General features: G+C 74.2%; 9 protein-coding genes. 4 read left to right on the plus strand and 5 right to left on the minus strand.

From position 1 onward, the window contains the following. Nucleotides 1–52: 52 nt before the first annotated feature. Nucleotides 53–1,972, plus strand: coding sequence for a molybdopterin biosynthesis protein (locus HD593_RS21880; RefSeq protein WP_185103993.1), 1,920 nt, complete (start codon nucleotides 53–55; stop codon nucleotides 1,970–1,972). 254 nt (nucleotides 1,973–2,226) lie between these two features. Then, nucleotides 2,227–2,547 carry a hypothetical protein gene (locus tag HD593_RS21885; protein WP_185103994.1) on the plus strand — a complete coding sequence of 107 codons (321 nt, stop codon included), beginning with the start codon at nucleotides 2,227–2,229 and terminating at the stop codon, nucleotides 2,545–2,547. Nucleotides 2,548–2,834: 287 nt separating this feature from the next. On the opposite strand, the gene HD593_RS21890 is transcribed toward HD593_RS21885, so the two are convergent. Both HD593_RS21890 and HD593_RS21895 read right to left on the minus strand, forming a co-directional pair. Beyond that, on the minus strand, nucleotides 2,835–5,189 hold the full coding sequence (locus HD593_RS21890; RefSeq protein ID WP_185103995.1) for a protein kinase domain-containing protein: 2,355 nt from the start codon (nucleotides 5,187–5,189) through the stop codon (nucleotides 2,835–2,837). A gap of 280 nt (nucleotides 5,190–5,469) precedes the next feature. Beyond that, a complete protein-coding gene (locus tag HD593_RS21895) occupies nucleotides 5,470–6,216 on the minus strand; it encodes a hypothetical protein (protein ID WP_185103996.1) in 747 nt (248 codons plus the stop codon). Nucleotides 6,217–6,296: 80 nt separating this feature from the next. Between HD593_RS21895 and HD593_RS21900 the strand changes: the two genes are divergently transcribed. Further along, nucleotides 6,297–7,136 carry a serine/threonine-protein kinase gene (locus HD593_RS21900; RefSeq protein WP_185103997.1) on the plus strand — a complete coding sequence of 280 codons (840 nt, stop codon included), beginning with the start codon at nucleotides 6,297–6,299 and terminating at the stop codon, nucleotides 7,134–7,136. Next, nucleotides 7,133–10,525 (plus strand): serine/threonine-protein kinase, encoded by a 3,393-nt coding sequence (locus tag HD593_RS21905; RefSeq protein WP_185103998.1) that lies wholly within the window; start codon nucleotides 7,133–7,135, stop codon nucleotides 10,523–10,525. The genes HD593_RS21900 and HD593_RS21905 overlap by 4 nt, the downstream gene beginning before the upstream one ends. Before the next feature lie 27 nt (nucleotides 10,526–10,552). Here the strand turns inward: HD593_RS21905 and HD593_RS21910 are convergent, their stop codons facing one another. Genes HD593_RS21910 through HD593_RS21920 form a run of 3 tightly spaced genes read right to left on the minus strand, consistent with a single transcriptional unit; the run spans nucleotide 10,553 to nucleotide 13,091 of the window. Further along, on the minus strand, nucleotides 10,553–11,395 hold the full coding sequence (locus HD593_RS21910; RefSeq protein ID WP_185103999.1) for a hypothetical protein: 843 nt from the start codon (nucleotides 11,393–11,395) through the stop codon (nucleotides 10,553–10,555). A 3-nt stretch (nucleotides 11,396–11,398) separates the two neighbouring features. Continuing rightward, nucleotides 11,399–11,725, minus strand: coding sequence for a hypothetical protein (locus tag HD593_RS21915; protein ID WP_185104000.1), 327 nt, complete (start codon nucleotides 11,723–11,725; stop codon nucleotides 11,399–11,401). Nucleotides 11,726–11,768: 43 nt separating this feature from the next. Continuing rightward, on the minus strand, nucleotides 11,769–13,091 hold the full coding sequence (locus HD593_RS21920) for an ROK family transcriptional regulator (protein WP_312903606.1): 1,323 nt from the start codon (nucleotides 13,089–13,091) through the stop codon (nucleotides 11,769–11,771). Between the last annotated feature and the right edge of the window lie 13 nt (nucleotides 13,092–13,104).

The following is a 13,104-nucleotide window of genomic DNA, read 5'->3' on the forward strand; positions in this document are numbered from 1 at the left end:
GTCGCGTCGTGATGAGCGCGGGAAGTCTGAGAGTAGAGGTCACCCTGTACTGATGAGCGCGGAAAGTCCTTTTGTCTCCGACGTCCCAGCGGCGCAGGCCCTCGCCGTCTGGCGCGAGGCGCGCGCCGCGGCGGGCTGCCCCGCGCGAGTCGCCCTGCTCCGGACGCCGGTCGCCGCCGCCGTGGGCCGGGTGACGGCCGAGCCGGTCTGGGCGACCCGGTCCTCGCCCGCCTTCGACGCCGCGGCCATGGACGGCATCGCCGTACGCGCCGCCGACACCGTCGGAGCGGCCGAGACCAGCCCGGTGCTCCTGGCGCCCGGCGACTTCGCCGTCGTGGACACCGGCGACCCGCTGCCCGACGGGTACGACGCCGTCGTCATGCGGGAGCACGTGCACCGCACCCCGGCAGGCGAGGCCGAGCTGCGCGCGGCCGTCCCGCCGTACCAGCACGTCCGCTCCATCGGGGAGGACATCAGCGCCGGCGAGCTGCTGCTCCCCGAGGGCCACCGGCTGCGCCCCGTGGACGTCGCGGCCTGCGCCGCCGCGGGAGTCACCGAACTCGGCCTGCGCGGGGCCCCGCGCGTGGTGATCGTGCCGACCGGCGACGAGATCCGCCCGATCGGCGCCGACCTCGCCCCCGGCGACATCCTCGACACGAACTCGCTGATGCTGGCCGCCCAGGCCCGGGAGGCAGGCTGCGAGGCCCGGGTGACGGAGATCGTCCCCGACGACCCCGAAGCGCTCACCACGGCGCTCACGGAGGCCACCCGCGACGCCGACCTGGTGCTGCTCATCGCCGGCTCCAGCGCCGGCCGCGACGACTACACCGCCCGCGTGGTCGCCGGGGCCGGCGTCGTCGCCGTCCACGGGGTCGCCGTGCGGCCCGGCCATCCCGTCGTGCTCGGCGCCGTCGCGCGGACGCCCGTGATCGGCGTGCCCGGCTACCCGGTGTCGGCGGCGCTGACGTTCGACATCTTCGCCGCCCCGGCGCTCGCCGAGCTGGAGGGCGCCGCGCCGCGCGAACGCCCGGTGGCCACCGCGCACCTGGCCAGGAAGCTGCCGTCCGCCCTCGGCATGGACGACTGGGTACGCGTGCGCCTCGGCCGGGTACGGGACCGGCTCGTCGCCACCCCGCTGCCCCGCGGCGCCGGCGTGCTCACCTCGCTCGTCCGCGCCGACGGCCTGCTCGTTGTCCCCTCAGGAGTGGAGGGCCACCACGCCGGCGAGCAGGTACGGGTCGAGCTGCTGCGCGGCCTGTCCGAGATCGGCCGGACCATCGTCGCCATCGGCTCCCACGACCTCGTGCTCGACCTCGCGGCCTCCGCCCTGCGCGCCGCCGACCCGCTGGTCACCCTGGCCTCGTCGAACGTCGGCTCGCTCGGCGGCCTCGTCGCCCTGCGCGACGGCCTGTGCCACCTGGCCGGCTCCCACCTGCTGGACCCCGCCACCGGCGAGTACACGCTGCCGTACGTGGACCGCCTGATGGGCGCGGACGCCGACGTCACCGTGATCAGGCTGGTCCACCGCGACCAGGGCCTGATCGTCGCCCCCGGCAACCCGCTCGGCCTGACCGGCATCAAGGACGTCACGCATCCCGACCTGCGCTACGTGAACCGGCAGCGCGGCGCCGGCACGCGGGCGCTGCTCGACCACGAGCTGGCCGGCCACGGCATCGACCCCGCCGAGGTGCCGGGCTACTCCCGCGAGGAGCACACCCACCTGGCGGTCGCCGCGGCCGTGGCCGCCGGACGGGCGGACTGCGGCCTGGGCATCCTCGCCGCCGCCCGCGCCTTCGGGCTGGACTTCGTCCCGGTGGCGCAGGAGCCGTACGACCTGGTGCTGCGTACCGGGACGCAGGCCGAGGAGCTGCTGGCGCCGCTGTGGGCGCTGCTGGAGCAGCCGGGGTTCCGCGCCGAGGTGGAGGCGCTGGGCGGCTACTCCTGCGCCGAAACCGGCCGCCGCATCCGCTGACCGCGGGGCCGCGACGCCGGCCGGAACCTGTTACACGCACGCCTCCCGAAGCGGCTGGACCTCCCGCGGCCGGAGGGTGCGCGGGAAGGCAAAAAGACGGTCGGGAAGCGCGCGATGGAACCCGAACCGGACTTACGACCGTCCCTTGGATAGAAGGGATCTGTTCGCCGCCTACCTACCGCACCCGTCCCGTGACACCCCGCAGGCCAAACTCCGCAGGAACCGCCCCCGTTCGACACAAGGAGTACGACTCGGTGAATCCGCGCGCACTTGCCCACCGGGCACACCGACATGGCTGGGACGTGCAGACCGTCCCGCGATCCTCCGGCCCCGTAGTCATCCTGAAGCGTGACGGCTGGCGCCTGGAGATCGCGTTCGACGGTCACGCACCCAAGCAGGCCACCGCCAACGGGCCCGGGCAGAAGACCGGCAGACAGCTCAACCTCCGTTCGATCAACGACTTCGTGCACCGGCCAGGGACGGACCGGTTAATCCACTCGCGCCACGGTCAGCGGCAGGCCAACCTCCCCAGGAGCGACCGCGAGCAGCGCCCGCTGCGGGACCGCGGCGAGTAGCTCCGGGCCAGGACCCGCGCGAGCCTGCTCGACGCGTGCCTCTACGGCGAGATCGGGGTGCCGACGCCGGTCACGGACGGCGTGCGCGTCGAGGCGCTGACCCATGGCGACACGCTCCAGGTGGAAGCCCATGGCGGCCCACCTGCTGACAACGCGACCCGTGGGCGATCCACACGCCCTGGTCCGGGCCGAGGCTCCACAGCCTCTTGGCCGGGCCGGGGCTCCACAGCCTCTCGGCCGGACTGAGGCTTCACAGCCTCTTGGCCGGACTGAGGCTGCCACAGCACCTAGGCCGGACTGAGGCTCCACATCCGCAGCAGCCGGTCCTCGCCGACCGTCACCACCACCGGCCGCCCGGCCTGCTCCGCCAGGGCCAGCAGTCGGATCCCGCCGCCCGCCCCGTGCCCGAACTCGCCGACGATCGCCCCGTCGTCCAGCCGCCGCACCCCCACGAACGCATCCCCGCCGTGCGGCGCGTGCGCCACGACCGCGACCGGCACGCCGTCCAGCGTGCCCGCCACCAGCGCGGCGGTGCCCCGGTCGTCCGGGCTGCGGTCGCTGAACGGCCACTTCTGCCTGCGCTTGCCCGTCGCCAGGTCGTACACGCGCAGGGTGCCGTCCAGATGCGTGGAAACGAGCACCGGCTCGCCGTCCAGCTCGCCGCACGCCAGCCGCTCGATGCCACCGACCTCACCCGTCTTGTACGTGTGCGTCACCGCGCCCGTGGCCAGGCGGCGCACCCGTACGCGGTTCGCGCCGTCGCCCGTCACGAGCACGTCGTCGCCGTCCAGCCGGCCGAACGCCAGGCCGTTGATGCCCTGGAAGTGCTCGGTGCTCGTGGGGCCGATCTGCTTGCCGGTGCCGGCGTCCCACAGGCGCACGGTGCCGTGCAGGTCCCGCAGGCTGTCGTACTTCTGCGACACCGCGACCACCCGCCCGCCCGCGACCGTCACCGCGACGATCGGGTCGGTGGCCTTCCGCGTGCCCAGGCTCTCGCCTGACGGGCTCCACAGCCGCATCCTGCCGTCGGCGTGCCCGGAGGCGATCACCGGGGCGTTCCCGTGCTGGCCATAGGCGAGCGCCGCCGTGCCCGTGCCGCCGTCGCCGAGTTGGGAGGTCGTGCTCGTGGAGAGGTCCCAGGTGAGGATGGATCCGTTGCTCGTGCCACAGGCCACGCCGGGCCCGGTCGTCGCCATCGCGGCGGGGGTGCCCGTACCGGCGGGCAGCTTCACCGGCTCCCCGATCAGCGTCCCGAACGGCTCGGCCGCCGCGGTCGGCGTAGGGGAGGGCGACACGGAGGCGGTGGCCGTCCCGGTGCCGGCGGGTGAGGGCGGCGGGTTCTGCGGCACGTTCTGGCGGCCGGTGCCGCCGTCGGGCCTGAGCACGACGAACGCCGACACCGCCGCCGTCGCCAGCGCCGCCGCCCCGGCACTGAGCACGGCCCGGCGGCTGACCCGCTTCCCATCGCCAACCGGCGCCGTCTCGGTGCCCGCCATCCCGGCCTGCTGCGGCGGCACCACGCCCGCGTGTCCGGGATGCCCCGCTAGGCCCGCATGGCCGGCGTGCCCGGCTACGTCCGCGTGTCCGGCGTGCCCTGCTGCGCCCGCGTGTCCGGCGTGCCCGGCTACGTCCGCGTGGCCGAAATGCCCCGCTACGTTCACATGGTCGGCGTGCCCCGCCCAGCCGGGCGCCGCCGGTCCGAGCCTGCCAGGTGCGGGCTGACCCACCCCTGCCGCGCTGCCTGCGGACTGGCCTGCACCGGATGTGCGCTCTGCGGGGTGGCCCGCACCGGGTGCGTGGCCCGCGCTGGGTGCGTCCTCTGCGGGGACGGCGACCCCTGGGCGGCTCGTCAGCCGCTTCATCAGGTCGAGGGGCAGCGGCCGCGCCGCCGGGTCCCTGGCGAAGCAGTCCCGCAGCACCTCCGCCAGCCGCGCGGGCACCCCGCTCAGATCGGGAGCCCCGCTGAGAACGGCGTGCAGGATGGCCGCAACGGTCTCCCCGGCGTAGGGAGGCCGCCCCGTGGCCGCGAACACCATGGTCCCCGCCCAGCTGAACACGTCCGACGCGGGCCCCACCCGCAGCCCCTCGAACTGCTCGGGCGACATGTACGCCGGCGTCCCCACCACTCCGGACACCATCGTCGTCGCGTCCAGCGCCTTGGCGATGCCGAAGTCGATCACGATCGGCCCCTCGGGCCCCATCAGCACGTTGCCCGGCTTGAAGTCCCGGTGCACGATGCCGGCCTGATGGATGGCGGCCAGCGCGGTCAGCGTGGAGATCGCCAGCCGGTCCAGCGCCCCGCCCGCGCGCGGCCCCGCCGACCGGACGACCTGCTGCAGCGTCTCACCCGCGATGTACTCGCTCACGATGTACGGCTGATCGCCGACTGTCCCGACGTCCAGGACCGCCGCCGTGCAGAACGCCGCCACCCGCCGTGCCGCCTCGGCCTCCCGCAGGAAGCCCCTGGTGACGGCGTCGTCGCCGCTCAGATGGCTGTGCAGCAGCTTGACCGCGACCTCGAGCCCGTCGTCGCCGGCCGCCTTGTAGACCGTCCCCTGGCCGCCGGAGCCGAGCACGCCGACGAGCCGCCAGCGGCCGACCCGTTCGGGGTCACCCGGCCGGAGCGGGCGGATTTCCGGCATCCCGCTCCTTTCCCGGGCCTTCCATACGCGATCCACACGATAACCCGTCGCCGACCTCCGGGGATCGCGCTCCGCCGCCGACCATCAAGACGCCCCTCCCTGCCACCGCGAGGGGGACGACCGCGCCACCGCGCAAGACGACCCTCGCCACGCGACCGCCGCCACCGCGCCGGACGACCCTCACCGCGCGACCCCACCACGCGACCACCGCCGCGCGGACGGACCCCCGCCTCCACGCGGGACGACCCCGGACGCGGTGGCCCGGGCCCGAAAAGGCCGGTCAGCTGCCCAGTTCGGTGGTCACCGTCTCGGGATCCGGCGCCTTGACGGACACCTTGGCGCCCCACCCGGTGAAGCGGCTGTCGATCGTGATCGTCTTGCCTTCGAACTCGTTCCTGTCGAACACCCCGGTGGCCGCGTACGACGACTTCACCCTGCTCACCAGCCCCGCGGACGTCAGCGTGAGCGTGTAGGACACCTTCGTGTCGTCGTGCATGCGCAGCGGGATCGACGCCCCGAACCAGCGCGACGCCTTCTCCAGCTCCTTGAAGGTGATCTTCCCGGTCAGCGTGCTGCCGCGCAGCTTGCCCTTCTTGACCAGCGCCGCCAGGGTCTTCGGCTCGGCGGGGTTGATGACCTGGCCGTAGAAGCCGCTGCCGCCGCCGAGCAGGGCCTTGCTCTTGAGCCAGGACTTGCCCTCCGGCAGACGGCCCTCCCACATGCCGCCCGAGGTGTAGCTCACGTTCCCGATGCTGATCGTACGCTCGCGGGCACCCCCGGCGGGGGTGGCGGTGATGTCGGCGGCCGCCACGCCCTTGGCGTTGAACTGGAAGGTCCCCTTGCGGCTCTGGATCTTGGTCTTGCCGTCGCCCGTGAGCGTCGTCGTCTCGGTGAACCGCACGCCGCGCCCGGAGGCGAGCTCGCTCTTCAGAGCGCGTACGGGATCCTTGGGGGCAGCCTGGGCGGGGGTGGCCGCCATCACCAGGCAGCCGCAGGCCACCAGGGCCGTGATCGTGGTCTTCTGCACGAGCCGTGATCCTGCCGCAAGCAGATCACGGCGGGAGCACGGGGCCTTGTCGGCAAGGCACCGGTGCTTATCATCAGGCCATGGAAACGGTGCGCTCGGCTCCCGAGCTCCGTGCGTGGTCCATCGGCGAAGAACTCGGCAGGGGCGGCATGGGCGTCGTGTACGCCGCCACCCGCCGCGACGACGGCACGCCGGGCGTCATCAAGCTCATGCGGCCGGATCTGGCCGAGGCGGACGGGCGGGCGGTCGCGTACTTCCGCCGCGAGATGCTCGCGAGCATGGCGCTGCGCCATCCGCACATCGTGCACGCCACCGAGGTGGGGGAGGCGGCGGGCGCGCCGTTCATCGTGATGGAGCTGTGCGAGGGCGGCAGCCTGGCCGACCTGGTGGCCAGGGACGGCCCGCTGCCCGCCGAGCGCGCCCTGCCGATGTTCGAAGGGCTGCTCGACGGGCTGGCGTACGCGCACGGCGCCGGGTTCGTGCATCGCGACATCAAGCCGGGCAACATCCTGCTGACCGCCGCCGGTGCCGCCAAGATCGCCGACTTCGGGCTGGCCAAGGCGTTCGAGTCGGCCGGCTGGAGCGGGATGACGCGTACCGGCGCGACGCTGGGCACGCCGGCCTACATGCCCAGGGAGCAGGTGCTCGACTTCAAGTACGCCCGGCCGGGCGTCGACGTCTGGGCGATGGCGGCGACCCTCTACTACGCGCTCACCGGCAGCGCCCCGCGCGACTTCACGCCCGGCCGCGACCCCTGGCTGACGGTCACCACCACCCTGCCGTTACCCGTCGCGAGCCGCCGCGAGGACGTGCCGCCGGCGCTCGCCCGGGTCGTCGACCGGGCCGTCGACGACGGCGACGGGCTGCCGTACGCCTCCGCCGCCGAGCTGCGTGCCGACCTGGCGGGGGCGCTGACATGACGGGCTGGGCTCCCGGGAGCGTCGTGGCCGGTGACTTCGTCGTCGAACGCGAGCTCGGCCGGGGCGGCTACGGGCGGGTGGTCCTGGCCCAGAGCCGCCGCTCCGGTACACGCTACGCCATCAAGCGGCTGGTCCGCGCCGAGCCGGCCGAGCAGGGGCGGCTCCTGGCGGAGGCGCAGCGCTGGGTCGCGCTGCCGCCGCATCCGCACATCACCGCCTGCCACTTCGTACGGACCGTCGGCGAGGAGGTCGCCGTCTTCAGCGAGTACGCACCCGGCGGCTCCCTGGCCGACCGCATCGGCCGCCGCGATCTCACCGGCCCCGAGATCCAGGCGATAGCCCTGCAGACGGCCTGGGGGCTGGACGCCGTACACGCGATGGGCCTGCTGCACCTGGACATGAAACCGGCGAACGTGCTGTTCGGCGCGGACGGCCTCGCCAAGATCGCTGACTTCGGCCTGGCCGCTGGAGACAGCACGACGCCGGCCGAGCACGCCCAGCTGGAAGCGGTGATCGACTACGTCGCGGGCGACCTGGGCGAGACCGTCAAGCACCTGCTGTGGACGCAGTTCGGCGGCGGGGACGCCACGCTCGCCGCCGTGCCCAGCGACGCCACGTCCGCGTACGCCTCCCCCGAGCAGGCCGAGCGGCGGGCGGCCGGCCCCGGAGCCGACCTGTGGAGCTGGGCGGTCACCGTGCTGGAGATGTACGCCGGCGAGCGGACGTGGCCGTCGGGCACCGTCGCCCCGTTCGTCCTCGACGCCATCGTGCGCGGCCGCCGGCAGTGCCGCGTGCCGCTGCCCCCAGCCGTCACGGAGCTGCTCCAGGCATGCTTCGCGCTCGACCCGGACGACAGGCCCCGCTCGGCTGGCGAGGCCGCGGCGGCGCTGCACGTGCCGGGGCTGACACCGCCGGAGCGGCCTTCCGTGCTCGCCGTGCCGCGCAGCAGGGCGCTCGGCGAGAGCGGCGGATGGGACGACCCGCGCCGCTACCTGCACTTCGCCTACGAGGCCGCAGGCCGCGATCCCGGAGAGGCGCTGGCGCACTGGCCACGGCGCGGAGGCGGGTTCAGCGCCCAGGTCCTGGCCGATCTGCGGGCCTTCCAGGAGGCGTCCGCGGTCCTGCGCGACGCTCCCGCCACTGCGCAGAACGTCGAGGTCCTGGCCCGGATCGAGGTGCACGAGTCGCGGATCAGGCAGGCGCTCGGCGACGCCGACGGCGCGATCGCGCACCTGGAGTCCGCGGCCGGCCTGCTGGACACCGGCTCGGCCGGGCATCGCACCCTGCGGCCGTGGACGCTCCACTGGCTGGCCATCGCCCTGCGCCGCGGCAACAGGCTCCCCGAGGCGATCAGCGCGAGCGACGCGGCGATCGCCGGCGCGGACGACCTCCCCGACGCGGACGAGGCCGCCCGGCTACGTGGCTCGGCACTGCTGAGCAAGGCGAACACCATGAATTCCGCCGGCGCCGCCGCCGCGGAGACCGCCGTGCCGCTGCGGGCCGCCCTCACGGAGCTGCGGTCATCGGGAGACAGGCGCGGACAGGCGCGGGTGCTGGCCGCCATGGCGGCCCAGCGCGAGCAGGAGGGCGACGAGGCCGGCGCCACGGCGCTCTGGGACGAAGCCGACGCCCTGCTCGCCGGCCCGGGAGCCGCCGGCGAGGAGGAGCCCGGCGACCAGGGCGTACAGGTGGTCCGGGCGCTCATGGCGATGAACCGCGCCGCCCTGGCCACGCGCATGGAGGCACAGCTCCTGCACGCGGAACGAGCCGTGGAGCTCCTGGCCCCGCTCGTCGAGCGGCACGGCCGCTACGACCTGTCCACCGAGCTCGCCTCCGCCTGCATGAAGGCCGGCTACGCCCACGAGCACCTGGGCAGGCCGCAGGAGGCGCTGTCGGCGTACCGGCGGGGGCGGAAGCTGTACGAGCGCGTGGTCCTGCGCGACGGCCGGACCGACCTGGCGGACGAGCTGAGCGAGTGCCTGGAGTTCGAGTCGACGCTGACCTTCGAGCTGCACGGTGCGGAGCAGGCGCTGGAGCCGGTCGGCGTGGCGGTCGACCGGTGGAGACGCCTGGTGGACCTGGAGGGGATGGAGCAGTGGGGCAGGCAGCTCATCAGAGCACGGGTACGCCTGGCCGTCACGCTGGAGGACGCCGGTCGTCCCGGCGCGCTGGACGTGCTCGACGAGGCCGCCCGGGACGTGGCCGCGCTCGGCGAGGACAGGACTCCGCAGCTCATCAGGCAGGACGCCATGATCCACCGGGAGCGGGGCGTCGTGCACCGCAGAGCCGGTGACCTGCAGGCCGCCTACGACGAGTGCCGCGAGGCCCTGCTCCTGGCGGACGGCGCGGGCCCCGAGCCGGCCGTCGAGCGGGTGCTCATCCTGGAGACGCTCAGCGCGATCCTGTCCGAGGCCGGCCACGCCGACGAGGCCCTGCACGCTCTGGCGACGGCCACCGGGGAGAGCGAGCGGCTGGCGTCGGCGGGCGAGCGCGACCCCGCCTGGCTGGCCGCCTCCCACCGCAGGCTGGCCTCGCTCCTGCTGGAGACGGGGCGGCTGGAGGAGTCCGCCGAGGAGGCGGGAACGGCGTCCGCGCTGTACGCCGAGGTCATCGCCGGACGTCCCGACCTGCGCTTCGACGCGCTGCGCTGCGCGTATCTGGCCGGAGCCGCGCTGCACATGCTGGGCAGGGTCGAGCAGGCGGCCGACGCCTACCGGCAGGCGCGCGGCTTCGGCGGAGACCTGCGTGACGACGATCTCGCGATGCGCCGGCTCACGAGCAATCCCGCCGCCGCGAGAAGGTACCGGGAACGTACGGCGGGGCTCGAGGTCGGCGAGCCCGACGCCGCCATGTTGCTGAGAGTGCTGGAAGGCCAGATCGGCGACCTCGACGCGCTGCTCGCGCTGCGGCCGGACGAACTGGACGGGCGGCTCGCCGAGATCGGGACGTCGATGCGGAACGCCGGCGAGCTCGGCCGCGGCGGCCTGACCCAGGAGGCCTCGCGCCTGCTCGAACCGCTGCTGGGGACGACGTTGTGGTTGAGCCGCACCTTCCGGCGCGACGACGTCGCCGTGCTCGCAGGGGAGCTCGGCCTGCGGCTGGGCGTCACGTCCCTGCACGCCCAGCGGGACGCCCCGGCCCTGCGCGGGTTCCGTTCGGCGGTGCGGAGCCTCGGCGAACTGGCCGACCGGCCGGGCGGGGACGCGTACCGCGAGCGCTGGTTCGACGCCCACCTCGGCCTCGCGACCTGCCTGACGGTCCTCGGCGACCACGAAGGCGCCGACGAGGTCGGGCGAACGCTCGACCGCCAGGTCCGCAGGTGGGCGCCGGAGTCGGTCCAGTACTGGCGGCAGCGGCTGAGCAAGACGCTGGAAGGGCTGAGGGGCTGAGGGGCTGAGGGGGGCTGAGGGCGCGGGTCAGCGGCCCGTCTCCGGCAGGCTCGCCACCTCCTCGCCGGACACCTCGTCCAGGACGACCTGCCCGGCGGCGACCAGCCCGTCCAGCACGCGCGAGAACTCGAAGAGCTGAAGCCCCGACCTGGCCTGGAGCTTGCGCAGCTCGCACTTGCCGTTGATCCGCAGGATCTCCAGCAGCACCTGCTCGGCGGGCGGAGCCTCGGCGAAGACGGGGCGCAGCGAGTCCACGAGCTGACGCAGCACCTTCACCCCGATCAACGCCTGCAGCGACAGGCCGAGCACGTAGGACTTCACCTGGTCGGGCAGGGTGGCCTCACGTCCCGAGCGCAAGGAGGCGATCCGGTCCTCGATCACCTTGCTCTCCGCGGGCGTGAAGTTCTGCAACGCCGCCATGCTGTACTGGAGCAACGCGTCCGAGCCTCGCTCGAACGGGTATCCGGACATGATGTCGTGCACGTCCTTGGACCGGAGGCGGGCCCGGCCCCGGTCCACCGCCCGGTCGGTCGCCGAGAGGATCACGGTGAGCACCGCGCTCGGCCCCACCCCGATGACCTGGTCACCCGCCGTCACATTGAACAACGAGCTGCGGAACAGCGCTCCGGACCCGAAGCCGGCCACGAGCACCTGCGTGAACGCGACGCTGTCGCCCGTGGCCCCGAAGGTCCAGCCGAACTGCACGACCATCCACAAGGCCGCGGCCGCGCCACCGGCGTTGACCGCGAGATAGAGGATCGCCGGGACGGAGAACAGGGCGCCCGCCGGGTCGTCGCGGTAGCGCGACACCAGCTCGGCCAGCGCGACGAGGGCGCCGATGAGGACCACGGCCAGGTAGGGGACCCACATCACTCAGGTCTCGCGGTAGAGATGGACGATCTCGTCTCCCGGCGGCCCCGTCACCGTCACCAGCCCTTCTTCGGTCAGCTCCGCCAGCATCGCCGTGAACGGCAGGAACGAAAGCCCCGTCCGGGCCTGTAACTCCGAGATCCGCATCTGCCCGCCGGCGTCGACCAGCGCGTGGACGCTCTCGCGGGTACGAGGTGACTGCAGGGCCCTGCGCAGGGCGGAGCCGCCGCCGTCCTCCTCGCCGGTCCTCGGGAAGTCCGGCGAGGAACTCGGCCCGCGCGATGGCGGCGAGGGGACGTTGTTCGTCCCGGGAAAACGTTCAGGCGACATCGGCGCCCTCCCTGTCAGCCTGCGTTCAGCTTGGAGCAGACCGTCACGTGCCGTCAATGCCGCGATCACGAACGTGAGCGGGCGCCGCCGGGCCGCCGTCGCGGGCGGTCTGCCCGAACACCTCGTCCCTGACCCGGGCGAGCGCCAGGTCCAGCGCGCCCACCAGCACCGGGTTCCCCTGGACGGCCGACAGCCGCACCCGCAGGCGCTCCACGTCCAGCACCCTCAGCTCGCGCTCGACCAGGTCGCGCAGCCGCTCGCCCCCGGCGGACACCAGGCTCCCGGCCAGCACGACGAGCCCGGGGTCGACGACCGAGGCGATGGTCGCCAGGCCGAGGGCGATCCGGGCGGCCACCGTGCGCAGGCCCGCTGCCGCCTCCTCGGCGGCTCGCCCGGTGCCTTCGGCCAGGCGCACGGCGTTCGCCACCGACTCGCGGAAGCCGGCCCCGTGCACGCCGTACGAACGCAGCAGGTCGTGGACGGCGGGCCCGCCGGCCAGCGCCTGGTAGCCGTGGTCGGCGAACCGGCCGCCGTCGCGGGCCGTGGCGGCGCCGGGCACGGGCATGTAGCCGACCTCGCCGGCGCCGCCGAAGAAGCCGCGGTGCAGGCGCCCGCCGATCACGAGAGCGGCGCCGAGGCCCTCGCCGGCCCACAGCAGCACGAAGTCCTGACAGCCGGTCGCCGCGCCGTGCGCCTGCTCGGCGAGGGCGACGAGGTTGACGTCGTTCTCCACGTCCACGGGGACGCAGAGCCCGGCGGTGAGCGTGGGCACCAGGTCGGGGATCTGCCAGCCGGGCATGTCGTCGGCGGTGGCGTAGTCGAGCCTGCCCGTGGTGGGGTCGACGGCGCCCTGCACGCCGATGACGACGCGATGCGGCGGGCCTGGCGGCCGCGCCGCCGCGATCGCCGCCCGCAGCCGCTCGACCAGCCCGCCGCCCTCGGGTGACAGGCCGTTCGCCTGCGACAGATCGCCCGCCTGCGACAGGTCGCCCTCGCGTGACGGGCCGGACGGGCCGGACGCGGGGGCGGGTGAGGTGGTCTCGCCGACGACGGCGCCGGTGAGGTCGGCCACCTGGACGCCGATCCGCTCGGGTGTGACGTCCAGTGCCACCACGTACGCCGCCGCCCCGTTGACCCGGTAGACCTCGGCCGTGCGCCCGGGCTGCCCCGCCCGGACGCCGTCGCCGACCACCAGCCCCGCCTCCTGCAACCGGGCCAGGAGCTGGAACGCCGTCGGCTTCGACAGTCCGGTCAGCTCGCTCAGCTCGGGCCGGGTCAGCGGCCCCTTCTCCAGCAGGATGCGGAGCGCGGCGCGGTCGTTGATCGCGCGCATCAGCCTCGGCGTCCCGTGGACAGGTGGCTTCACGTCACCTCCGCGT

This window comes from Nonomuraea rubra, from assembly GCF_014207985.1.
Lineage (GTDB): Bacteria > Actinomycetota > Actinomycetes > Streptosporangiales > Streptosporangiaceae > Nonomuraea > Nonomuraea rubra.

Excerpts from the sequence above, each read along its gene's own strand:
- HD593_RS21905 (WP_185103998.1), top strand. The coding sequence starts at position 7,133 with ATGACGGGCTGGGCTCCCGGGAGCGTCGTGGCCGGTGACTTCGTCGTC.
- HD593_RS21900 (WP_185103997.1), top strand. The coding sequence starts at position 6,297 with ATGGAAACGGTGCGCTCGGCTCCCGAGCTCCGTGCGTGGTCCATCGGC.
- HD593_RS21910 (WP_185103999.1), bottom strand. The coding sequence starts at position 11,395 with ATGTGGGTCCCCTACCTGGCCGTGGTCCTCATCGGCGCCCTCGTCGCG.
- HD593_RS21915 (WP_185104000.1), bottom strand. The coding sequence starts at position 11,725 with ATGTCGCCTGAACGTTTTCCCGGGACGAACAACGTCCCCTCGCCGCCA.
- HD593_RS21880 (WP_185103993.1), top strand. The coding sequence starts at position 53 with ATGAGCGCGGAAAGTCCTTTTGTCTCCGACGTCCCAGCGGCGCAGGCC.
- HD593_RS21890 (WP_185103995.1), bottom strand. The coding sequence starts at position 5,189 with ATGCCGGAAATCCGCCCGCTCCGGCCGGGTGACCCCGAACGGGTCGGC.